The sequence below is a fragment of the Bacteroides sp. genome (assembly GCA_036351255.1).
In the GTDB taxonomy this organism is placed as follows: Bacteria; Bacteroidota; Bacteroidia; order Bacteroidales; family UBA7960; genus UBA7960.
Map to the genome: position 1 here is coordinate 14,701 of JAZBOS010000028.1, position 21,154 is coordinate 35,854.

General features: G+C 44.6%; 26 protein-coding genes. 7 read left to right on the forward strand and 19 right to left on the reverse strand.

Going from position 1 to position 21,154, the window contains the following annotated elements:
* Positions 1–241: 241 nt before the first annotated feature.
* The 18 genes from V2I46_02510 to V2I46_02595 form a co-directional block, all read right to left on the reverse strand.
* On the reverse strand, positions 242–688 hold the full coding sequence (locus tag V2I46_02510; GenBank protein ID MEE4176361.1) for a hydrogenase maturation protease: 447 nt from the start codon (positions 686–688) through the stop codon (positions 242–244).
* 1 nt (position 689) lies between these two features.
* Positions 690–1,301 (reverse strand): 4Fe-4S dicluster domain-containing protein, encoded by a 612-nt coding sequence (locus tag V2I46_02515; protein ID MEE4176362.1) that lies wholly within the window; start codon positions 1,299–1,301, stop codon positions 690–692.
* A gap of 51 nt (positions 1,302–1,352) precedes the next feature.
* On the reverse strand, positions 1,353–1,724 hold the full coding sequence (gene mnhG, locus V2I46_02520) for a monovalent cation/H(+) antiporter subunit G (GenBank protein ID MEE4176363.1): 372 nt from the start codon (positions 1,722–1,724) through the stop codon (positions 1,353–1,355).
* A complete protein-coding gene (locus tag V2I46_02525) occupies positions 1,717–1,983 on the reverse strand; it encodes a monovalent cation/H+ antiporter complex subunit F (GenBank protein MEE4176364.1) in 267 nt (88 codons plus the stop codon). Before V2I46_02525 ends, mnhG begins: the two co-directional genes overlap by 8 nt.
* Positions 1,980–2,465, reverse strand: a complete 486-nt coding sequence (locus V2I46_02530) for a Na+/H+ antiporter subunit E (GenBank protein ID MEE4176365.1) — start codon at positions 2,463–2,465, stop codon at positions 1,980–1,982. Before V2I46_02530 ends, V2I46_02525 begins: the two co-directional genes overlap by 4 nt.
* Before the next feature lie 2 nt (positions 2,466–2,467).
* A complete protein-coding gene (locus tag V2I46_02535; protein MEE4176366.1) occupies positions 2,468–4,003 on the reverse strand; it encodes a proton-conducting transporter membrane subunit in 1,536 nt (511 codons plus the stop codon).
* A gap of 4 nt (positions 4,004–4,007) precedes the next feature.
* The gene (locus V2I46_02540) at positions 4,008–4,346 is read right to left on the reverse strand and encodes a sodium:proton antiporter (protein MEE4176367.1); all 339 of its coding nucleotides are present in this window, start codon (positions 4,344–4,346) and stop codon (positions 4,008–4,010) included.
* Positions 4,343–4,768 (reverse strand): MnhB domain-containing protein, encoded by a 426-nt coding sequence (locus V2I46_02545; protein MEE4176368.1) that lies wholly within the window; start codon positions 4,766–4,768, stop codon positions 4,343–4,345. The genes V2I46_02540 and V2I46_02545 overlap by 4 nt, the downstream gene beginning before the upstream one ends.
* Before the next feature lie 14 nt (positions 4,769–4,782).
* Positions 4,783–5,340, reverse strand: coding sequence for a hydrogen gas-evolving membrane-bound hydrogenase subunit E (gene mbhE, locus V2I46_02550; GenBank protein MEE4176369.1), 558 nt, complete (start codon positions 5,338–5,340; stop codon positions 4,783–4,785).
* 12 nt (positions 5,341–5,352) lie between these two features.
* Entirely contained in the window at positions 5,353–7,218 is a 1,866-nt protein-coding gene (locus V2I46_02555) for a proton-conducting transporter membrane subunit (protein ID MEE4176370.1), read from the reverse strand.
* 4 nt (positions 7,219–7,222) lie between these two features.
* Entirely contained in the window at positions 7,223–8,431 is a 1,209-nt protein-coding gene (locus V2I46_02560; protein ID MEE4176371.1) for a nickel-dependent hydrogenase large subunit, read from the reverse strand.
* Between the two features lie 50 nt (positions 8,432–8,481).
* The gene (locus tag V2I46_02565) at positions 8,482–8,922 is read right to left on the reverse strand and encodes an NADH-quinone oxidoreductase subunit C (GenBank protein MEE4176372.1); all 441 of its coding nucleotides are present in this window, start codon (positions 8,920–8,922) and stop codon (positions 8,482–8,484) included.
* An 11-nt stretch (positions 8,923–8,933) separates the two neighbouring features.
* The gene (nuoB, locus tag V2I46_02570) at positions 8,934–9,347 is read right to left on the reverse strand and encodes an NADH-quinone oxidoreductase subunit NuoB (GenBank protein ID MEE4176373.1); all 414 of its coding nucleotides are present in this window, start codon (positions 9,345–9,347) and stop codon (positions 8,934–8,936) included.
* Positions 9,348–9,359: 12 nt separating this feature from the next.
* Entirely contained in the window at positions 9,360–10,289 is a 930-nt protein-coding gene (locus V2I46_02575; GenBank protein MEE4176374.1) for a complex I subunit 1 family protein, read from the reverse strand.
* Positions 10,290–10,291: 2 nt separating this feature from the next.
* Positions 10,292–10,780: a 4Fe-4S dicluster domain-containing protein gene (locus tag V2I46_02580; GenBank protein ID MEE4176375.1), complete on the reverse strand. Its 489-nt coding sequence runs from the start codon at positions 10,778–10,780 to the stop codon at positions 10,292–10,294.
* Between the two features lie 40 nt (positions 10,781–10,820).
* On the reverse strand, positions 10,821–11,645 hold the full coding sequence (locus V2I46_02585) for an FAD/NAD(P)-binding protein (GenBank protein MEE4176376.1): 825 nt from the start codon (positions 11,643–11,645) through the stop codon (positions 10,821–10,823).
* A gap of 8 nt (positions 11,646–11,653) precedes the next feature.
* Positions 11,654–12,655, reverse strand: a complete 1,002-nt coding sequence (locus V2I46_02590) for a 4Fe-4S dicluster domain-containing protein (protein MEE4176377.1) — start codon at positions 12,653–12,655, stop codon at positions 11,654–11,656.
* 102 nt (positions 12,656–12,757) lie between these two features.
* A complete protein-coding gene (locus tag V2I46_02595) occupies positions 12,758–13,465 on the reverse strand; it encodes a Crp/Fnr family transcriptional regulator (GenBank protein ID MEE4176378.1) in 708 nt (235 codons plus the stop codon).
* A 184-nt stretch (positions 13,466–13,649) separates the two neighbouring features.
* On the opposite strand from V2I46_02595, the gene hypF reads away from it, so the two are divergent.
* Genes hypF through hypB form a run of 6 tightly spaced genes read left to right on the forward strand, consistent with a single transcriptional unit; the run spans position 13,650 to position 19,534 of the window.
* Positions 13,650–15,968: a carbamoyltransferase HypF gene (gene hypF, locus V2I46_02600; protein ID MEE4176379.1), complete on the forward strand. Its 2,319-nt coding sequence runs from the start codon at positions 13,650–13,652 to the stop codon at positions 15,966–15,968.
* The gene (locus tag V2I46_02605) at positions 15,959–16,180 is read left to right on the forward strand and encodes a HypC/HybG/HupF family hydrogenase formation chaperone (GenBank protein MEE4176380.1); all 222 of its coding nucleotides are present in this window, start codon (positions 15,959–15,961) and stop codon (positions 16,178–16,180) included. The genes hypF and V2I46_02605 overlap by 10 nt, the downstream gene beginning before the upstream one ends.
* A gap of 7 nt (positions 16,181–16,187) precedes the next feature.
* Complete coding sequence (gene hypD, locus V2I46_02610) at positions 16,188–17,273, forward strand: hydrogenase formation protein HypD (protein MEE4176381.1); 1,086 nt, start codon at positions 16,188–16,190, stop codon at positions 17,271–17,273.
* A complete protein-coding gene (gene hypE / locus V2I46_02615; protein ID MEE4176382.1) occupies positions 17,257–18,279 on the forward strand; it encodes a hydrogenase expression/formation protein HypE in 1,023 nt (340 codons plus the stop codon). The genes hypD and hypE overlap by 17 nt, the downstream gene beginning before the upstream one ends.
* Before the next feature lie 14 nt (positions 18,280–18,293).
* Positions 18,294–18,644, forward strand: a complete 351-nt coding sequence (gene hypA, locus V2I46_02620) for a hydrogenase maturation nickel metallochaperone HypA (protein ID MEE4176383.1) — start codon at positions 18,294–18,296, stop codon at positions 18,642–18,644.
* A gap of 29 nt (positions 18,645–18,673) precedes the next feature.
* Positions 18,674–19,534 carry a hydrogenase nickel incorporation protein HypB gene (hypB, locus tag V2I46_02625; protein MEE4176384.1) on the forward strand — a complete coding sequence of 287 codons (861 nt, stop codon included), beginning with the start codon at positions 18,674–18,676 and terminating at the stop codon, positions 19,532–19,534.
* Here the strand turns inward: hypB and V2I46_02630 are convergent.
* Complete coding sequence (locus V2I46_02630; protein MEE4176385.1) at positions 19,499–20,263, reverse strand: hypothetical protein; 765 nt, start codon at positions 20,261–20,263, stop codon at positions 19,499–19,501. The genes hypB and V2I46_02630 overlap by 36 nt on opposite strands.
* Positions 20,264–20,386: 123 nt before the next feature.
* Between V2I46_02630 and truA the strand changes: the two genes are divergently transcribed.
* The gene (gene truA / locus V2I46_02635; protein MEE4176386.1) at positions 20,387–21,148 is read left to right on the forward strand and encodes a tRNA pseudouridine(38-40) synthase TruA; all 762 of its coding nucleotides are present in this window, start codon (positions 20,387–20,389) and stop codon (positions 21,146–21,148) included.
* The last annotated feature ends 6 nt before the right edge of the window (positions 21,149–21,154 follow it).

Genomic DNA, 21,154 nt, shown 5'->3' on the forward strand with positions numbered 1-21,154 from the left:
TTTCTCCCTTTTAATTGTTTGTTAGTTGTTTATTTGGGGTTGAGTTTCAAAATTTTCGCGCCAAATATAGTAAGTTGTTTTTGATTAAATAATTTTTTCTTTATTAATTTTCATTATGAGTCCTAATTTAGAATCAAACTAAATAAATTCTTCTTCATTATCAGTTAAAAATACTGATTTACAACACCTTAACTTGTTGCAAAATATAAGGGGAAAAAAACGGAAGGAGAAACCTTTGAGTTTAAATAGAATTAAATAGGGAAATAATTTCTTGGGCTGACTTTTCGACCTCTGGAGAGAGCTTTTCACCCACTTCAATGTTTGCTGGCTGGATCCCAACAACCCAAGTTTCAGCGAAGAAAAATTCTGCAAGTTTATGCAAAGAAATATTATGACTATGACTGGTTGTTTCCACGATTTTATTTATTGGAATAAGTTCCCAGTAACCCGGATGCCTGCCAAAATTTACACAATCGAAAAAAACAATGAGATCAGGTTTTTCTCGGTTGATGGCTGAGATATAGCGTTCAATACCGGCCTCCGGGATAATTACAATTCGGTTTTCAGTATTATTTAGTTTTTGGGCAATAATTGGTCCTGCTCCGTCATCGCTTCTGAGGACATTGCCAATACCTGCAAAAACTATCCTCAGGTTTTTGTTGGAAAGAAGCCTCCTAATTCTGTCCATTTCAGATAAGATCCTTTACCAGGGTTTGCCTGAGGCAGTTGGGGCAAATAACGTTGAACATGTCTTTCCTTTTCAGGTGATCCAAAACCTCCACTTCGGTATCATCCCTACCAGCAAGTTGAAGTCGTTCATTTAGCATGTTCAGGTTCAAAATATTGGAAAATGCTTTCGGACCCAGGACATCATGAATGTATTTATAATGTTCGCGAGTAGTAATCACAGCATTGCAAAATTTGCAAACAAGAAGTTCCTTTTCTTGTCTTTCGATCAATTGTTCGCGATCAAATGTGGAAAGGTCAAAAATTTTATCAGAAAGAGCTACTCCCTTACCGGTAATACAATGAAGTTCACACTGGCCACAAAAAATACAAAGCCCCATATCACGGGTTATCAACCTAAGTTTCTTTTCCTTGTCATCAAAAAACTTTATGGCCCCGGGAGGGCATACATTGGCGCAGGTTTCGCAGCCCACACAATTGGAATCGTCCACAACAGGTTTTCCTCTGAAGTTTTCAAATGGGCTATGGGGTTCTTTAGGGAAACGACTTGTGAAGGCTGGTGTAAACAGCGACACAATGGCTTCTTTTATTTCCCTGATCTTAGGATAGTTCATGACAGTAATTTTTTGAGGAAAAACAAAATCACCTGAAAAAAGCCAGGGCAATTAGAAACCTGGGGACTTTTCAATATTTGTTTCAACTTTTCCTTCTTTTTTTACCTGCTGCTTGTAATCATCGACAACGCTTCCCTTCCACATTGGGAAACCGTAATGGTAGGCAGCTCTGGCCAGGGAGTGCGCGGCCACGGTCGATGCGAGAAAGAGTAAGGGAATTGAGATCAAGGCTTTCAAGCCTATTTCGGAAAACCCAAACCTTACAAATACCCCCAGTAAAATGCACCAGGTGCCAAGGGTAACGCATTTTGTTGCCGACTGAAGGCGGTTATACACATCGGGAAATCTAAGCAGCCCAATGCATCCAAGAAGGTCAAAAAGGATGCCAATAGAAATCAAAACCAGACTAATATTCTCATTCATTTAGCTTGTTCCTCCCTAAATATTTTGCAAGCGTTAGCGTTCCGATAAAACTCAGTATTATCCAGGCTATCCCGATATCAAGGATAAACATTCGGTTGGTTTTCATGGCAATAATGGCAGTAATACCAACCACGAGAATACCAAGGATATCAATTCCAACCATCCGATCGGCAATAGTGGGCCCCTTTATTACCCTGTAAAGGCATATGAAGCACATGGCAATCAGGGCATAGAGGAAAAAGTTTATCAATGGGCTCATTCAAAAATCCTCCTGATATATTTTTCAAACCTTCCACAAATTTTTCTTGAGTACACCTCAGCACCTCGAGAACTGACGTAAATCCAGTGTATATATATGTAATCATCAATAATGTCAATAGTAATGGTTCCCGGAGTCATGGTAATGGAGTTTGCCAGCATGGTACGGGCCATCTCACCTTGCACGTTCAACTTAACCTTAACAATGCCCGGTTTAATGGGCAGTCCCGGATGCAGCACCCTGTAGGCCACATCGAAATTGGCCTTAATGCATTCCCAAAGGAAAATGAAAAGGTAAATTACCGCCCAGAAATATCTGTGGGGATGAAGAAACATCCGTGACCCCCTGGGAAAATACCCTCCGAAAATGGCGGCGGCAATGGCTGCGCAAACCGCACCAACTATAAGGTTATTTACTGCCAGGCTGAAAGTAAATAACAGCCAGATAATCATTAAAACAATGAAAAGAGCTAGATACCGCATGGCTAATACCCTATTATTGGTTGTGAATAATTAAGCAAATTTATAAGGTCATTCACTGCCGGCGTCAGAAAGATATCCCTGAATACCGGGATGATAAGTAGGCTAAGCAGCAGGCAGAGCCCTGCCATTACAAGCATTGAAAACAACATGCTGAAAGGCGCTTCGCCAAATTTCTTCATATCCCTATACCTGAAATTGCCTGAAAAGGCGTAACGGTGCACTTTCATAAACGAAGCCAGCGTAATAATACTTACAAGGACTGCCAATGCCGCCATCAGGTAAAACTGCCCCTGCACGGCCGCAATGATAATAAGGAGTTTGCTAAAAAATCCGTTGAAGGGCGGTATTCCTGAAATGGCCATGGACGCCCCGAAAGAACTGGTAGAGGTTAAGGGCATGTTCTCTGACAATCCGCCAAGTTCCTTCAGCATGCGAGTACCAGTTTTGTATTCAACCGCACCGGAATTCAGAAACAGCAGACTTTTAAACACAGCATGGTTTACCATGTGATACAGCCCGCCGGCAATGGCCATAATAGCTACGGCCTTGTTTCCGTTTACCGAAAGGATCACCATCCCCATGCCCAGGCCAAGGAAGACATACCCCATCTGACTGATGCTGTGGTAGGCCAACAAGCGCTTGAAATCCCACTGCCCAATGGCCAGAAAAACCCCGCCCACCATCGAAATGGTTCCGATAACCAGAATCAGCATGGACATTTCGTAAGTGAGCTCAAACATATTGAAAAATAGCCGCATTATGGCATAAACGCCAACGGCCTTTATCAGCACCCCCGAAAGCATAGCCGATATGGGCGCAGGGGCTGAGGAATGCGCATCGGGCAACCAGGCGTGAAACGGGATCATAGCGGCTTTAAGGCCAAAACCAGCAATAAAAAGGATCTGTATAAAGAGCAACGAGGGGCTGCTTCCTTCCTGTTTCAACACCCAGGAAATATCAGCGATATTAAGGCTGCCAGTTTTCCAGTACAAAACAACAATACCCAGCAGCACCAGAAGCGAGGCAAGGCCGCCAAGGACCTGGTATTTGAATGAGGCCTCCAGTTCTTCGCGTTCAATGCCAAAGGCCACCAGTGCATAGCTTGCAATAACGGCAATTTCAAGAAAAATGAACAGGTTAAATAAGTCACCTGTGATCACAACCCCATTCATGCCAGCTACCATCAGACAGAAAAGTGCGTAAAAATATTTATCACCGGTAAATTTCTTCAGGTACGAAATGGAGAAAAAAGAAGCAAAGAATGCCACCATATTTATGATCGACAGCATCAAAACGCTGAGTCCGTCAACCACAAACTGAATACCCACCGGCACCCCGTTGATAAGTTCCCAGCCGCCCACATAATAAACAAAAACAGCTGAGTCGCGGAAAAAGAACATAACAGAAAGCGCCAGTAGCACAAGCATAAGGGTTGGAGTAAGCACTTTGCCCATGTTTTTCCAGTACCCGGTAAACACCGGAATGACAAACGCCCCGGCCAACGGCAAAATGACAAATAATGGGATAAAAGCACTCATCTGATCAGCCTTTTAAATTTTTTATTTCCCTGATATCGAATGTTTCGTGTTTTCTGTAAACCCTGATTGCAATCGCAAGCAGCATGGCGGTCGTAGCCAGGCCAATTACGATTACCGTAAGAACCATTGCCTGAGGCAAGGGATCGACAAAATTTGTTTCGGTTGATCCCTTCACAATAATCGGTGCTACGCCATCGTGCACATACCCTATGAGGACAAACAACAGGTTAATGCTGTATTCCATAATGCAAATCCCCAGCACAATCTTGATCACATTACGGCGCGTTATCACGCCATAAAGACCCACCAGAAAAAGTACAAAACATAAAAAATAAAGGATCATTTCTCTTCCTCCTTAAATATTACGAATGCCAAAAAGATGGTGAAAAGTGCTGCAGCTACTTCAATGCCGATCAGGATGTTGAAAAGGGGGATGATGCCAGCGCTTACCAGTTGTCCGGCAACACCTGTGGGCAAAAAGTTATTGAAAAACACCTTTGCTCCAAGCATAAACCCAACGGTAGCCATGATCAGGATGCAAAAGATCGCGATGTTTTCAAGGGCTGAAGACTCTTCTTTGATTCTTCTCAGGTGCATGACATTGTCGCCATAAGCAAGCACAAGCAAAATAAAGGCCCCAGCAATAATGGTTCCTCCTGCAAAGCCCCCTCCAGGCGAAAGGTGCCCATGCGTTACAATGTATAGCCCAAAGAGAAAGACCACCCCGCCTATGATTCGGGTCACTGTCTTTACAATATTCGTCATTCCTGTCATTATCCTTATTTCCTCCCTTTAAGACGTAATACGGTTAAAATGCCAACCACTGCAGTAATCAGAATGGTAGCTTCACCTAAGGTATCATAAGCCCTGAAGTCGAACAATACCCCCGCCACTAAATTGGCGCTTCCTGTAAGCTCAGCTCCCTGTTCAATGTAAACCTGTCCCATACGGGCTGAATGCTCTCCAAATGGATCGAGATTTAAAGTGGATTTCATGAAGTAATACATAAATCCCAGCACAAACAAAAGACCGGTCACGAAATAAACCGCCGAACGAAGATTTACATAACGCACGCCTTCAACCTTGATGGTGGCACCCTCCGTAAGGTCTTCGCGGGTGCTGATCCTGATCACGGCAATCATTATAATCAGGGTTATGATCTCGACCACTATCTGAGCAATGGCCAGGTCTGGTGCTTTCAGCAGCAGGAAACAGATCACAAGCCCGAAACCCGTGATGCCATATGCAATGACCGCCGAAAGCAAATCACGCGCATGCAGGGTGTAAATCGATCCTGCGATCATCAGAAGGATTAATACGGCAAGAAGCGCTTCCATATTTCAAATGGTTTATAAAAAGATGATAAACATAACCAGTAAACCGGCAATAATCCAGATCAGGTAAACCGGCAAAACGCCAAGGTGGAGCCATCTCAATGCCTTACTGATGCCAAGAACGGTTCCCCTGGAAATTTCATAAATGTCGAAATACTTCTTTTCAGCAGCCTTGTACATTGAATTCAGGAAGCTGTTATCCAAAATGGTTTTGAAGAACTCGCCTGCGTGAAAGCTTGATGTGGTATCATTTGGTTCACCAAGTATAAAAGGTTTCTCTACTCTGATATTCTTTTTAAAAAGCAACAAGTAGAAAATTAAGCCAAGGATAATTGAAATCAGAACCATCAGCGAAACGGTAGAAGACTCCCAGAACCCGATATAGGAGAAACTGCCACTGACTGATTGTATTACCTTAGGGATAATCCAACCCGAAGCGAATACCCCAAGGCCAATGCAAATGACGGCCAGAAGCAACTGTGGAGCACACATTAAATAGTTTTTCTCGCGCAAAGTTTTGTAAGTAGGATTCAGCGGCCCCATAAAAATCCCAGATAGGAATTTTATAAAACTTGCAAGGGTAAGGGCCGATCCAAACATGGCCAGAACCAGCCAAACAATCCACAACTGGTTGGCTAATCCACTTCCTTGTCCAAATTCAACAATACCTTGGTAAATAAGCCATTTGGATGCAAATCCGTTTAAAGGGGGTATCCCTGAAATTGAAAGAGCAAAAATAATTGCCGAGAAAAATGTCAGCGGCATAACCTTTGACAAGCCCCCAAGGTCTTCAATGTTGTACTTCCCGGTATATTTCTCCACATGTCCAGCCGCTAAAAAAAGACCACTTTTATAAAGGGCATGATTAAACATATGAAATAAGCCACCTGCTACTCCAAGGGGTGTTCCCAAGGCAAAGCCAGTAACCATATAACCTACCTGCGAAACGGCGTGATAGCCCAACAGACGCTTATAGTCATGTTGAGCAAGGGCCATCATTACGGCAATAATAATGGTTGAAACGCCAATGATCAATACCGCAAGTGTTATCCAGTCGTTGATAATGAACATGCTATTGAACAGCCTTGCAAGAAAATAAATGCCCAGCAGCTTGTCGAGTGAGGCAGGCATGTAAGCCGATGAACTTGCCGAACCATAGGTGGCATAATCGGGCACCCAGGTATGAAAGGGGAAAGCGCCCGCCTTGGTAAAAGCTCCGATCAGTAGGCAAACAAAGGCAATGACCGAAATCAGGGATGTTGTATTTACACTCATGGCTGAAATTGACAAGGGGTATCCCAGCCTCCAGATTATGGCCAGCCCAAGGATCATGATGCCATCAGAAGCCCCGATCAAAATAAAGGTTTTCTTAGCCGCCGCCGCGGTAACGCTGTTGTATCCTTTAATCAATTTGTACAGTGTTATTCCAAGTATGCCCCAGAAGAAGATAAAAAGCAGCATATGATCGGCCAGAACCGCCCCGTTTGAACAGCCTGCCGTGATCAGCATATAGGTAAAGAAACTTCTTGGCCGGATTCGCGGAAGCAGGTATCCAATGGAGTAAACCGAGATCAGAAGCGTAAACAAGCCGACAAAAATCACAATCAGTTTGGCCAGACTATCGATATTCAGCATGGTAAAACTCTCTGCCTGATCCAGCAGATCATGCATTTGGCTCCCTTGGGGAAAAAACCTTTGTCCAAGACTCAGGTTCATCATACCGCCGGCCGTGGAATAGAGCCTGAAGGAGTAATAGAGACTAACTGCGGCCACCAGCGATGCAACGATTCCTTTGGCAGTAAAATATTTCCTTGGCACGGCATACAGGATAATTCCCACAATGGCGGGCAAAAAAATGATAATATATACCTCTCTCATCATGACCTCAGGTATTTTTTCCAGACAAATTTTTTTTCAAGGCTTGGGTTCGTTGCTGTGACAATTGAATGAGGGCGCGCCCATCGAGCAGCCGCTGCCGGGTGCGCGAGTCATAAACATGGGCCATTCGTTCGGTGCAGCAATAGCATGGGTCAACAGCTGCCAACGCCAGGGTGGCATCGGTGATTGTCTGGCCAACGCATGACTTTTTAAAGGTGGCCACATTTACATAGCTTGGAGCGCGAATCTTGTGCCTGGCAGGCGAGTTGGAACCATCCGCGATCACATAATGAAAAACCTCGCCCCTAGGAGCTTCTGCCCGTCCGGCGCCATTGCCCTCAGGAATCTCCTTCACCTTCACATCGATCTGGCTCTGGGATTCCTTCCGGAGTTTTTCAACGCATTGCTCAATTATGCTAATTGACTCAAAAATCTCCAGAAATCTCACAACAGCTTTGGCAAACACATCTCCCTCCGGAACCACAATAACCTTCCAATTGACCAGAGGGTATGCCCCATATGGGTCATCGCGTCTGATGTCAATATCAACTCCTGAAGCGCGGGCTGTCGGACCTACTGAACAATAATCAAGTATGTCTTGCTTGGTCAATATTCCGACACCCTTGGTCCGCAGGTGAATGACCGGATCATCAATAACTGCTTTCATCAGCATCTCAGCCTTGGGTTTCACCCTATCAAGAATTTTCAGAATGGTTGAATAGTCTTTCTCCTCAATATCCCTCCTAACCCCGCCTATTTTGAACATGGCATAGCTGTTTCGGTTGCCCGTAATAATCTCAAAAAGGTCGAGAATTGGCTCTCGGTATTTCCAAGCCCACATAAAAACAGTATTATAACCAATAAAATGGCCCGCCAAACCAACCCACAAAAGGTGGCTATGAATCCTTTCAAGTTCGGCAACAATAGTCCTTATATACTTTGCACGGTCCGGAACTTTCACCTGCGCAATCTCTTCCATAGCGTTGGCATAAGCATAGGGGTGCGAAGTAGAACAAATACCACAGATACGTTCCACCACAAAAAAGACCTGCTCAAATGTTTTCGATTCGTTGATCTTTTCAATACCCCGATGGTTATAACCGGTTTCCCATTCGATATCGGTTACTATTTCACCATCGCAATACAATTTGAAAAGTTCAGGTTCTTCCTGGAGGGGATGGTAAGGGCCAACAGGAATTATTGTTTTTTCTTTCATGCAGATTTTCTGATTAAAAGGATTTACAATGCTCTGCCAAGTAAAAATGGTTACTCCCTTATTGGCTTTCTGTATGGATATTCTCCTTCACCCCAGTTGTCTCCAGAAAGCAAACTTCGCATATTGGGATGATTCAGAAAATTTATCCCAAGCAATTCGTGCATTTCGCGCTCAATCCAGTCGGCTGCAACAAACAGGGGTGTGAGTGATTCCACTTCAGGTTTCTTTCTGGGGATTCTCACCCTAACATTTGCCACAAGCCCGGTTTGGTCATTACTGAAATGATAGGTGATTTCAAGATCTTTCACGTTATCAAGGCCAGTGGCAATGATAAAGCGAAAATTTAGTTCCTTAAATAGGAAGGTTGCTACCTTAACCAGAGCATCCTTTTCAAGGTCTATCAGCACCCTGTTCCTGTACCTCAGGTAGGCACGCAGAACATTGTGCTTAAATTTAAACTTCATAAAATCGATGAACTCCTGGGTATCCATAGGATGCACTTTTACGATTTGTTAAGAAAATTGACGATACCAGCCAGGATGGCCTCCGGCTTGGGCGGGCAACCCGGAATGTACACATCCACCGGGATAATTTTATCAACCGGTCCTGCAAAAGTGTTTCCTTCGGCAAAAATGCCCCCGGTGATGCCGCAAGCCCCAATAGCCACCACTACCAAAGGCTTGGGAGCTTGGTGGTATACCTCGAGCAGTCGCGATTTGCATTTCTTGTTAATGGAGCCTGCAACCAGCAATACATCTGCATGCCGAACGCTGCCAATAAGCAGCATTCCGAAGCGCTCCACATCATATCGGGGCGTAAGGCAGTCGAGCACTTCAATATCGCAGTTGTTGCACGATGCCCCGGCAAAGTGGTAAAGCCACAAGGACTTCTTAAAGCAATAACTTTTTATTCCCACAGCAGAAAAGGTTTAATAACCAAAATATGCCAACACTATTGCAATAATGGCAAACAGGTTCATCCAAATAAAAAAGAACCGCATGGATTGCCCAATGGTAAGCCTGGGATTGGTATTTCGGACCAGTGTGATCAGCAACACCACTCCCAAAAGCTTCAGTAAAGACCAAAGAATATGTATCCCTTCAAACCTGAAACCACCAAGTAGGATTACCACCACGAACGATGGCAACACCAGCAGCATGATGTATTTTGCAAGTTTTACCATGGCCAGGGTAAATCCTGAAAACTCAAGGAAAATCCCGCCGGCAATCTCGGTTTCGGCATCGGCAATATCGAAGGGCACAAAGGCAAGCTTTGCCTGCACACACATCATAGCAACAATAAAAAGCAGTATGCCTGAGATGCTGCCAATAAAGGCGCCTTGTTGTTGTTGAACCACAATAATCTCACCAAGGCTGATTGAATTCCCGGCTTTAAGAATTACGGCCGCAAGCACCAGCAACAAGCTGAGCTCGTATCCAATGATCAGTTTCATTTCGCGCGAAGCGCCAAGGTTGGCGATGGGATTTCCGCTGGCCAGGGCACCGATGATATAGGACAACGAAGGCACCATGAGTAGGTAAAACACCACGATCAGATCGCCTTTAAAACCTGTGCTGATTCCAAATCCTGGTAACAAGATGAAAACGCTCGACAGGCAACCTCCCGACACGGCAAGAATAGGAGCAAGCAGGAAGACCGTTCTGGCTGCATTGGAGGGAATGATGGTTTCCTTTGCCATCAGCTTAACGAAATCGTAAAATGGCTGAAGCAGCGGCGGGCCAACCCTAAACTGCACCCTGGCAGTGATTTTCCGGTCGAACCAGCTCAATAAACCACCCCCGACCCCGGCAAATAAAAGGCCCGGGAAGATCAGAAAATAAAATATATGTCCGGCCATAGCTACTTGATTTCTTTGATTTTTTCCCAGGCGTATTCTTTCACAAGCACATGCTTATTCAATTCAAAAATATAAGAAGCTTCATCGGGTTCCTTGTCAGTAAATGACAGGGCACCGTAAGGACAGGTATCCACACACTTAAGGCTCAAGGTATTCTCATCAAAGTGGCAGTAATCGCAAATGGATTTCCTGACCTCAAAGAAATGATTCATCAAGGTTCCAAAAGGACAGGCAGAAATGCACGATTTGCATGAGATACAAAGGTTTACTGCCCGCTCAACTATGCCTTCGCTGGTGCGTTCCAGGGCTTCGGAAGGGCATACTTGGATGCAAGGTGCGTCTTCACAACGACGACAGGTAAAGTTAAAGACAGACATTTCGTGCAAACCTATCATGCCATTATTTTGGGGATGATGAGGATAAGCGCATTCAACAATACATTTGTCGCACTCGCGGCATTTCATTAAATCAATAAGGATCCGTTTACTCATTTTGTTATCCTTTTATTGATATAAATTCCTTTCCCAGCCTTTACCAAATGTTTGGCTGACCTTTGACCTCATCATAAGTAAAAACAGGGCCATCACGGCATACAAAATAGCTCCCCATCATACAGCGACCGCATTTCCCCAACCCGCACGACATGTTCTTCTCCATAGAGAGATAAATTAGGTTTTCAGGGAAACCCATTTCAAGAAGTTTCAGGGTGCCATATTTCATCATAACAGGTGGACCGCAAACCACACCCACTGCTTTAGCCAAATCCACTTCCACATGGTCGAGCAGAACTGTGGCCACCCCAACATGTTCTTCCCAATACTGATCGGCTAAATCAACGGTTCGCAAGGTTTGGAATTTATTTATTTTATTCAATTCACTGAACAAAGGCTTATATATGCAGTCCTCAGGGGTTTTAGAACCGTAGCACAAAACCACTTTTCTGAGTTTGTCTTTCATATCTATCAGCATGTAAAGCAACGAACGGATTGGCGCAAGGCCACAACCCCCACTTAAGATCAAGATCTCCTTATCAACAAAATCTTCAATCGGGTAACCCCTGCCAAAGGGACCCCTTACCCCTAAAACAGCTCCCGGCTCAAGATTATGCATCTTTTCGGTAACATAGCCGGCCTTCATAATTGTAACATCGAAGCGATCGGTAACCAGGGGCGAGGAAGAGGGTGTAAAGGGGGCTTCACCAATGCCATCCAGGGTAAGCTCAATAAATTCCCCGGTCTTAAAACGGAATTCCCGCTCGGGAACAAAGACAAAAGTTTTTATTAAGGGAGACTCTTCAATCACCTTTTCGAGGGTAACCTTGAAAGGTTTGTAAATATTTTCGCTTCTTGTGGCCACAATTCTTTTTATTTTGTCAATTCAATTAATAATTCGTTCTTATTAATCTTCGCAATGCATGCCTCAATACAGCGGCCGCAACCCGTACAAGCAATCGCATCAAATTTCTCAGGCCGATAAAGGTATTTGCAGAGGTAGCGGTTTTTAAAGCGATATTCCAGTTTTTTCAGGGGATTCTCCCCTCCAGCAGTCCTTTCAAATCCTGGATATTGGCAGGCATCAAGCTGGCGAACCTTTTCGAACCCAGGCCTGTCGATTAAAAGGAAGCAGGTACAGGTAGGGCAAATGGTCGCGCACGCCCCACATGAAACGCATTTTTTTGCATACTTCTCCCAAATGACCTTATCAGAATTAATCACTGCATCAGTGGTCTCCTGGTAATTCGGGAGGAGCCTGTTGGCTTTTTCAAGCTCCCTTTTCACTTTTAACCTGATTTCTGTTAATCGTTCCGGGACCTCATCAAAAGTATGAATAACTAATCCCATGCCAAGGATTCTGGAAAGAAGTTCCTCTCCTTTCATGGAAAAAGAAGAAATAATTGCGTGGCCATTAATCATGTTAATGGTCATATCCTGGTTATTTTCCGGAAACGGATTTAGTCCATAACTGGTGCAATGACAATGCTTATTGGCAGAGTGGCAGTCGCAACCAATGAGCACCGATCCCTCCCGACGACCTGCATAATAATGGTCATTGTAAACTTCCGTCATGAAAAATTTATCCAGCAGATCAAGAGCTGAAAGGTCACAGGCAGGAATACCCAGAATAATGATTGGCTTTTCTTCTTTTTTATAAACAACCACATTTTCCTTAATGGGAAGAAAAAAAGTCTTTAGAGGAACCACCGGTTTAGGTATGTTATAAACAATGTGCGGGATGTGTTCCTCCTGAATCAGTTGGTAATCTAGGGTTTTCCCTTTAAGAATGGGGGCAAATACCCTGAAGGAACTTAAAAGGTCAATTAATGCCTTATCCCAGGCAGTCCTTTCGATCTCATAATACCTGGCCATACAAACGTTTTTGAATGGGAAAAGCAAACGGTTGTTGGCACAATATTAAAATGAAAAAAAATGGAGGGCAATGACCAGCGTCAGAAAAAAAAATGATTTTTGTCATGCAAAAAAAGCCTTGCCAATTTTCTGCAATTCCTTTCTTTTCAAGACTTTGATCTTTCTTCCGCGGATTTCAACCAGCTCATCATGTTTAAATTCAGAAAGGAGCCTGATGACTGTTTCTGTAGCAGTTCCGACAAGGTTTGCAAGGTCTTCGCGCGAAAGGCTGATAACACTTCCTTGGTCACATTTTTCGTTTTTGAAGGCTTCATCAAGGGTAAGCAATGTTTCGGCTAATCTTTCCCGAACCGATTTCTGGGCTAAGGAGGTTATCTTATTCTCCGCTCCGTCAAGCAATTGACTAAGCAATAACATGATCCTTTGGGAAATTTCAGGATATTTAATGGTTAGTTGAAAAAACTTTCGTTTGCTGATAAAGCAACACACCGAATCATCGAGGGCGGTTGCAGAAGCAGAATACGGTTTTCCCGAAACCACGGAACGCAAACCCATGACCTCCCCCGGTAAAACCACTCTGATGATTTGCTCCTTGCCCTCAGGACCAAGTTTAAAAACCTTAATTTTACCTTGGTTCACACAATAAATGCCAAGTGCCCCTTTCCCCTCGTAAAAAATCATTTGACCCTTGCGGTAAAAATAACAGGTCTTTTTCAGGCTCATATCAAGCATATCGCATTCATCAATACCACGGAAAATAGACTTTCTGTGAACCGGGCACTCTTCGCAGCTTACAATCAGAATAGGCATATCGAACCTTTAAGGTTGAATACTTGAAATCAAAACCTTACAGCTTTCAGGCATGCAATTTAATAAACTTTTGTTTAAAACGCACTTAAAAGCAACTAAATAAATGAAGGAAAATATATGATAAATGTCATACTTTACATTCAGGTCAGATTGTACTTTTGGTTGAGGAAAATTATTTGTTTTTATGGTTGAATTCTATTCATACAAGAATATTGCGGTTCCAATCAAAACCAGCTACCCTGAAAATGCCTTTGAAATTAATGTAAAAGGGCTGGTGCAGGGAGTGGGGTTCCGTCCTCATATATACCGGATTGCCCTAAATAACAAAATTACAGGTTGGGTAAAGAATTCCACCATTGGGGTTCAGATCAAAGCCATTGGCAATGAAGACCATTTGGAGAAATTTATTCGCGATATTTCATTGCTGGCTCCTCCAGTGGCCGAAATAAGCGAGGTTCAGGTTATTGTATCGTCACCAAATGGAGAGAAGGGGTTTCATATTATTCCCAGTTCAGGAAAGAAGGAGGAAATTACCGAGGTATCGCCCGATATTGCCGTTTGTGCCGATTGTCTTAAGGACCTGGAAAACCAGAACCACAGAATTGATTACCCCTTGATTAACTGCACCAATTGCGGCCCCCGTTTCAGCATAATCAAAGCCCTTCCTTACGACCGCCCGCAAACCACCATGGCTGCATTTCCAATGTGCAGCAAGTGCTCGGATGAATATAGTAATATTCACAACAGGCGATTTCATGCCCAACCGGTGGCTTGTAACGCTTGCGGGCCAGTTTACAGCCTTTACTCCCCCGCTGGGGAAAAGATCGAGTGTAAAAACTTGATCAGGGAGGCAGCTCGCATTCTTGATGAGGGAAAAATACTTGCCATTAAGGGAACCGGTGGTTTTCACCTTGCATGCGATGCTTTGAATAGCGAAACCGTTAACCGTCTCAGAACTGGAAAACTTAGGGAAGGAAAACCTTTTGCAATAATGTTTTCAAGCATTGAAACCTTATCGGAATTTGCCAGTTTGAAGTTGGAAGAAAAAACTTCCATAACTTCCTGGCAACGCCCCATCGTCCTTGTTGACGGGAAAAACAATCTTCAAGGCACAGTCAATGCAGGTTTAACGAGGATCGGCGCTTTTCTTCCCTATATGCCTTTCCAATATCTGTTGTTCAGGCACCTTTCTACCAAGGCTATAATCTTTACCAGCGGAAACCTTTCCGAAGAACCCGTAATCATTGACCCCAAAGTAGCCCTGAGAAAGCTCGGGCAGGGGTTCGATTTTTTGATCGATTACAACCGTGACATTTATAACCGCACCGACGATTCAGTGGTGCAGCATATTGACGGGAACATTCAAATCATTAGACGCTCGCGCGGGTTTGTACCCAAACCAATAACCCTGGAGTTCGATGCGGAAGGCATTTTTGCTACCGGCGCCGAGCTGAAAAATTGTTTTTGTCTGGGCAAGGGAAATCTGGCCATCATGAGCCAGCACATTGGCGACTTAAAGAATATGGAGACCTTCAACTTCTTCGCCGAATCCTTATCCAGATTCAGTGGTTTGTTCAGGTTCAAACCACTATTGATTGCCACTGACATGCATCCTGATTATATGACCAGTTTTTGGAGCAAACAGCAGGGGTTGCCTGTTGAGGTGGTACAGCACCATCACGCCCATATTGCATCCTGCCTGGCCGAGCATCATATCAGGGAAAAGGTGATAGGTTTAAGTTTCGATGGAACAGGCTACGGAACCGATGGCCATATCTGGGGAAGCGAGATCATGCTTTGCGATCTGTGCAGTTTTGAAAGACTTGGACATTTCGAATACCTTCCCATGCCCGGCGGTGACAAGGCAGTGGAAGAACCCTGGCGAATGGCCCTTGCCTGCCTTTTTCTTACATACGGAGAAAGCATCCCCGATCAGGTAAAAAACATCCTGAACTTTATTGAGCCTTCAAAGCTTGACCTAGTCATGACAGCGCTCAAAAACAACATCAACATTTCACGGTCATCAGGCATTGGAAGGTTGTTCGATGCCGCTGCATCCTTACTAGGCTTATGTAATAAACCGAATTTTGAAGCCGAAGGCCCAATGAGACTTGAAGACTGCGCAACTGAAAAAACCCTGGATTTTTATAAAACTGAAATTGAGAAAGGAAGGATTATTAAAGTGAATGGAATCATTGAAGGAATTGTCGATGACTTAAAGGCTGGGGTTAGAAAGGAAATTATTTCAACGCGCTTTCATAATTCAATCATAGAGGCAACCGTTAGCGCAATACCTAAGAATTTGAATTGCAGCATGCCAGAGAAGATTATTCTTTCGGGCGGGGCTTTCCAAAACCGTCGCCTCCTGTCTGGTATTAGGGAAAAATTAGAAGCAAAAGGATTTCAGGTATTGACAAACCACAAGGTTCCCGTCAATGATGGGGGAATTGCTTTAGGTCAGCTAGCCGTTGCCGCTGCAAGGAGGAACAAAATATGTGTCTAAGCATTCCCGCAGAAATAATTTCAATAAATGGCGATGAGGCCGAAGTCTCTGTGAACGGAAACCGGCTGAAGATTTCGCTCATGGTTCTGAAAAATGTGAAGGTGGGTGATTTTATCCTGATTCATTCTGGATTTGCCATTGAAATAATCGACCGTGAGGAAGCCGAAAAAACAATTGAGATTGTCAGGCTAATGAAGGCTGGAAATAACTGATTAGAATATGAATTGGCTTGAAGGATACCGATCCAGGGAACTCTGCGAAGCGCTTGCAATGGAGATCTGTCGGCTGGCAACCCGGCCCATGCGCTTCATGGAGGTTTGTGGAGGTCATACCAGGGCCATCCGCAAGTTCGGTATCCCTTCCTTACTGCCAGAAACCATAAGCCTGCTTTCTGGTCCCGGCTGCCCCGTTTGTGTTACAGGAAGGGCTTTTATCGATCAGGCCATTTCCCTCTCCAGTCAAGAAGATACTGAAGTATGTACCTTTGGTGACCTGATCAGGGTTAATGGCAATCATGGCAGCCTTGAAAAGGCCCGCGCTGAGGGAAAACAAATCAGGATAGTACTTTCTAGCCTTGATGCCGTTGAGCATGCCAAAAGAAACCCGGAGAAAAAAATTGTTTTCCTTGGCATCGGCTTCGAAACCACTGCTCCCGGAACTGCTGCTGCCATTCTGAAAGCCAGTCGCGACGGAATAGGGAACTTTTCGGTGCTTAGCGCGCATAAACTCATGCCCCCTGCCATGGAGGGAATCATCAGTGAAGGCATTCCCATTGATGGCTATATTTGCCCGGGACATGTAAGCACAATTACAGGAACCAGAATGTATCAACCAATTGTTGAAAACTTCAAAATTGGATGCGTAATTTCTGGCTTTGAGCCCTTAGACCTCATGCATTCCATATTAATGCTTATCAGGCAAGTGTTAAATGATAAACCTAAAGTCGAAATACAATACGCACGGGCGGTTAAACCTATGGGAAACCCTGAAGCCCAAAGGATGATGTATGAGGTTTTTGAAACAGCCGATGAATGGTGGCGAGGCCTGGGGTTTTTAAAAAACAGCGGGCTGAAACCCAAACACAAATATTACGAATTTGACGCCAGAAAGGTATTTGACATCCCAACATTCAAGGAAACAGACCCCAAAGGCTGCATTTGCGGCGAAATATTAAAGGGATTAAAAACACCTCACCAGTGCAAATTATTTGCCAGGACCTGCACTCCAGTCAATCCTGTGGGGGCCTGCATGGTATCAACCGAAGGAGCTTGCCAAACCTGGTTCAATTATGAAGGAAAAAACTGACAGTATATTATTAAGCCACGGAAGCGGCGGAAGCCTCATGCACGAACTAGTCAGGGATGTGTTTATCAAACATTTCGACAACGCCATTCTGGGCCTTGAAAATGATGCGGCAGTGTTTAAGGCTTCAAACTCCAATATTGCCTTTACTACTGATTCATTTGTGGTTGACCCTGTCTTTTTTCCGGGTGGCGACATAGGCAAACTAGCTATTTGCGGAACCATTAACGACTTGGTAGCGGTTGGTGCCAAACCATATTGCCTGAGCGCAGGATTTATTCTTGAAGAGGGGTTTCCTTTGAAGGAATTGGAAAGAATCGTTGCTAATATGGCAACGATTGCCAAGTTGGCTGGGGTATTTATTGCTGCCGGCGATACCAAGGTGGTGGAAAAAGGGAAATGCGATAAAATCTTTATCAATACCTCGGGTATCGGGGTTTTTCCGGAAGCGAATGTGCCGCTTTTCTCAAAAAAAACAATAAAGCCGGGAGATCAAATTATCATTAACGGCTTCCTTGGCGACCATGGCATGGCCGTAATTGCCGCCCGCAACGAGTTAGAACATGCCATCAGTTTTCAGTCTGATTGTGCCCCACTCAACTTATTGCTTGGTGAATTATTGAAGGTGGATCTCGGTATAAAGTTCATGCGCGACCCTACCAGAGGAGGGCTCGCAACCACCCTTTGCGAGATTTGTGAAGGTTTGGACATTGGGATAAAAATATTTGAAGATAAGGTACCTGTAAGGGCATCAGTACAAGGCCTCTGCGACTTGCTTGGCTTTGACCCGCTTTATGTGGCAAACGAAGGGAAAATGCTGATAGTGGCAAAAAAAGGAAGCGAACAAAACCTCCTGAGTAAACTCAGGAAGAATCCTCTGGGAAGAAATGCAGCCATTATCGGCGAAGTAATTAGTGAAAATAAAGGGTTGGTAACTCTTCAAACCTCCATCGGGGGCACCAGAATTGTGAATATGCTGTCGGGTGAGCAATTGCCCAGGATTTGTTAATCAGTCTCTACGAAATGCACGAACTTGGAATTGCATTGCGCATTGCAGAAATAGCAACAAGGATTGCCAGGCAGGAAGGATTGCTTAAAGTAGATTTGGTCCATGTTGAAGTGGGCGAACTGTCTGGAATTGTCCCTGAAGCCTTATTGTTCTCTTTTGAAAGCGCCACAAAAAACAGCTTCCTGGAGAAGGCCAAACTGAAAATCAACCTGATCTCGGCCGCTGCAAGATGCAATAAATGCCAAAGAGAATTCAGCCCTGGCGGTTTTTTTTCGCTCTGCCCTGGTTGTGGAGAAAATGATTGCGAAATCATTGCTGGGAAAGAGCTTTTTATTAAATCGATCGTCTCCGAAAATGGGAAATAGCAACACACCTAACAAAAAAAAATTCTGTCATGTGTCAGACATGTGGTTGTGAAGGAAAAGAGAACATGGTTACCATTGGGAAGCCTGTCAATTTTGAGCCCAAAAAACAGGGGAAAAAACCGGAAAGGGCCCCTGCAGCCCCGTCACCTTTCCCTTGGGAAAACCTGAAAATCGATCGTCCTGCAAAAGACCCGGGGTCTGAAAAAACGAGAGAAATTGAAGTAGTGGAAAACCTGTTGGGCGAGAATGATGCAGCGGCTTTGGAGAATCGCAAATATCTTATTGGCCGGAAAATCTTTTCTCTGAATTTGATGGGCTCACCTGGTTGCGGAAAAACAACCTTCATAATAAAAACCATCGAGGCTCTGAAAAGTGAAATGGTAATATATGTGATTGAGGGCGATCAGTTTGGCTCGCTTGACGCCAAAAGGATCAGCGCAACCGGAGCTAGGGTAATCCAGATTAATACCGGGAATGGCTGTCATCTTGATGCACGCTCAGTGGGAAAAGCACTGAAAGAACTTGGACCTCAGGAACACTCCCTCCTTTTTATTGAAAATGTGGGGAACCTGGTTTGCCCCGCGCTTTTCGACCTGGGCGAAAACCTTAGAACCGTCATGCTCAGCGTTACTGAGGGCGACGATAAACCCATAAAGTATGCGCCAATGTTTCACGGGGCAAGCACTTGCTTGATAAATAAAACCGATCTGGTTGATTTTGTTGACTTTGACCTTGAAATTGCAAGGGAAAACCTGCGGAAAATCAACCCAAGGCAAAAGGTAATTTCCCTTTCGACCAAAAGCGGGAACGGGATGGAAGAATGGCTAACTTATATCCGGAAAGAGATCAAGGCATTAAAGCCCCAGGAAGGCAATACTGACCCCGCATAAAAACAGGGTAAATCCCGCCAGGGCATGCATATATCTTTCTGCCCAGCCCCACCTGATCGATCTGGCACCGGCATATGCAAGTCCAACCAAAAGGGTCATGGTGCCTACAGTAAAAAGCATGAAGGTGAGCGATACTGCTAACACGCCCGCTGTGCTGAGTTTGGCAGCCGGATACATCAGCAGAGGGATCAGGGGCTCACAAGGTCCGAAAATAAAAATCACGAAAAGAATCCAGAGGCTCATGTTTTTCTTTTCGGATTGCAATACCTGACCCTTCATGTCTCCTTTGGTGGGGACAGTTGCGGAATCCGCATGAGCATGCAGATGGCTGCCTTCATGCGTATGTGTGTGCGAGTGGAAAATACCATCCGGGTGAACATGAAAATGGGAATGGGGCTTGTTTCGCAGGGCTTTTTTCAACCCCCAGGCAAAATAAGCCAGACCCAATCCGATAAAAAGCCATGCAGCAATGTTGCCACGGAGCCCTTCAATCAGTTCGATGCGATGAATGCCAATTCCGATGGCGATGCCGATCAAACCCAAAACCACCGATCCCATCACGTGGCCAATCCCGCATAAAACAGTGATCAGACAGGTTTTCCGGAGCGACCAATTGCCTGCCTTACCCATCATTACAAAAGGAACATAATGATCCGGGCCAAACACTGTGTGAATGAGTCCAAGGGAGGCCGCACTGGCCAGTAATACCATCATTTCCTGTTCAGCCATAACCTCAAGATTTAATAAAAAAAATCAATGCAAAGAATAAAAATCAACAGAAATAAAACATGACTAAAGTCATATACAGCAAAATTCCTTACATTTATTCTGAAAAACTGAAAAAAAGACCTAATGGCTCATCGCTATTTTGCCTGGTTAAGTTACGATGGCTCAGTATACAGCGGGTGGCAGATCCAGCCCGGCTCGCCCACAGTGCAGCAAACCCTCAACAACGCTTTGTCCATCCTGCTGCGCGAAGACGTCCAAACAACTGGAGCAGGCCGCACTGACGCCGGCGTCCATGCCACGACCTTTGCAGCCCATTTTGATACGGAAAAGAAACCAGAAGAGCTTAATCTCCCGCAGCTTGTCTATAAGCTTAACCGCATATTGCCTTCCGACATTGCCATCCATCGCGTTGAAGCCGTTTTCCCGGATGTACACGCCCGTTTCAGTGCTTTAAGCCGGACCTATCATTATTATATCTGCACCCGCAAAGACCCTTTCCAGGGAGGACGATCCTGGTTGTTCGAACGAAAGCTTAAGCTCGAAGCCATGCAGCAGGCGGCTGACCTCCTGACAGCTTATGAAGATTTTGAAAGCTTTTCAAAAATCAACACCCAGGTTAAAACATTCCTGTGTAAAATAAGTAAGGCACAATGGGAAAAGGAAGATGGCATGCTGCGGTTTGAGATCACTGCCGACCGTTTCCTGCGCAATATGGTAAGGGCCATCGTTGGTACCCTGGTGGAAGTGGGGCTCGGGAAGATCACGCCAAATGATTTTGCGGATATCATAGAAAGCAAAGACCGCAGCCAGGCTGGCTATTCTGCCCCCGCTTGCGGTCTTTTTCTGAAGGAAATTCGGTATCCTCCCGATATTTTACTCAAATAAGTCCTG

Excerpts from the sequence above, each read along its gene's own strand:
- V2I46_02510 (MEE4176361.1), bottom strand. The coding sequence starts at position 688 with ATGGACAGAATTAGGAGGCTTCTTTCCAACAAAAACCTGAGGATAGTT.
- V2I46_02515 (MEE4176362.1), bottom strand. The coding sequence starts at position 1,301 with ATGAACTATCCTAAGATCAGGGAAATAAAAGAAGCCATTGTGTCGCTG.
- mnhG (MEE4176363.1), bottom strand. The coding sequence starts at position 1,724 with ATGAATGAGAATATTAGTCTGGTTTTGATTTCTATTGGCATCCTTTTT.
- V2I46_02525 (MEE4176364.1), bottom strand. The coding sequence starts at position 1,983 with ATGAGCCCATTGATAAACTTTTTCCTCTATGCCCTGATTGCCATGTGC.
- V2I46_02530 (MEE4176365.1), bottom strand. The coding sequence starts at position 2,465 with ATGCGGTATCTAGCTCTTTTCATTGTTTTAATGATTATCTGGCTGTTA.
- V2I46_02535 (MEE4176366.1), bottom strand. The coding sequence starts at position 4,003 with ATGAGTGCTTTTATCCCATTATTTGTCATTTTGCCGTTGGCCGGGGCG.
- V2I46_02540 (MEE4176367.1), bottom strand. The coding sequence starts at position 4,346 with ATGATCCTTTATTTTTTATGTTTTGTACTTTTTCTGGTGGGTCTTTAT.
- V2I46_02545 (MEE4176368.1), bottom strand. The coding sequence starts at position 4,768 with ATGACGAATATTGTAAAGACAGTGACCCGAATCATAGGCGGGGTGGTC.
- mbhE (MEE4176369.1), bottom strand. The coding sequence starts at position 5,340 with ATGGAAGCGCTTCTTGCCGTATTAATCCTTCTGATGATCGCAGGATCG.
- V2I46_02555 (MEE4176370.1), bottom strand. The coding sequence starts at position 7,218 with ATGATGAGAGAGGTATATATTATCATTTTTTTGCCCGCCATTGTGGGA.
- V2I46_02560 (MEE4176371.1), bottom strand. The coding sequence starts at position 8,431 with ATGAAAGAAAAAACAATAATTCCTGTTGGCCCTTACCATCCCCTCCAG.
- V2I46_02565 (MEE4176372.1), bottom strand. The coding sequence starts at position 8,922 with ATGGATACCCAGGAGTTCATCGATTTTATGAAGTTTAAATTTAAGCAC.
- V2I46_02575 (MEE4176374.1), bottom strand. The coding sequence starts at position 10,289 with ATGGCCGGACATATATTTTATTTTCTGATCTTCCCGGGCCTTTTATTT.
- V2I46_02580 (MEE4176375.1), bottom strand. The coding sequence starts at position 10,780 with ATGAGTAAACGGATCCTTATTGATTTAATGAAATGCCGCGAGTGCGAC.
- V2I46_02590 (MEE4176377.1), bottom strand. The coding sequence starts at position 12,655 with ATGGCCAGGTATTATGAGATCGAAAGGACTGCCTGGGATAAGGCATTA.
- V2I46_02595 (MEE4176378.1), bottom strand. The coding sequence starts at position 13,465 with ATGCCTATTCTGATTGTAAGCTGCGAAGAGTGCCCGGTTCACAGAAAG.
- hypF (MEE4176379.1), top strand. The coding sequence starts at position 13,650 with ATGGTTGAATTCTATTCATACAAGAATATTGCGGTTCCAATCAAAACC.
- V2I46_02605 (MEE4176380.1), top strand. The coding sequence starts at position 15,959 with ATGTGTCTAAGCATTCCCGCAGAAATAATTTCAATAAATGGCGATGAG.
- hypD (MEE4176381.1), top strand. The coding sequence starts at position 16,188 with ATGAATTGGCTTGAAGGATACCGATCCAGGGAACTCTGCGAAGCGCTT.
- hypE (MEE4176382.1), top strand. The coding sequence starts at position 17,257 with ATGAAGGAAAAAACTGACAGTATATTATTAAGCCACGGAAGCGGCGGA.
- hypA (MEE4176383.1), top strand. The coding sequence starts at position 18,294 with ATGCACGAACTTGGAATTGCATTGCGCATTGCAGAAATAGCAACAAGG.
- hypB (MEE4176384.1), top strand. The coding sequence starts at position 18,674 with ATGTGTCAGACATGTGGTTGTGAAGGAAAAGAGAACATGGTTACCATT.
- V2I46_02630 (MEE4176385.1), bottom strand. The coding sequence starts at position 20,263 with ATGGCTGAACAGGAAATGATGGTATTACTGGCCAGTGCGGCCTCCCTT.
- truA (MEE4176386.1), top strand. The coding sequence starts at position 20,387 with ATGGCTCATCGCTATTTTGCCTGGTTAAGTTACGATGGCTCAGTATAC.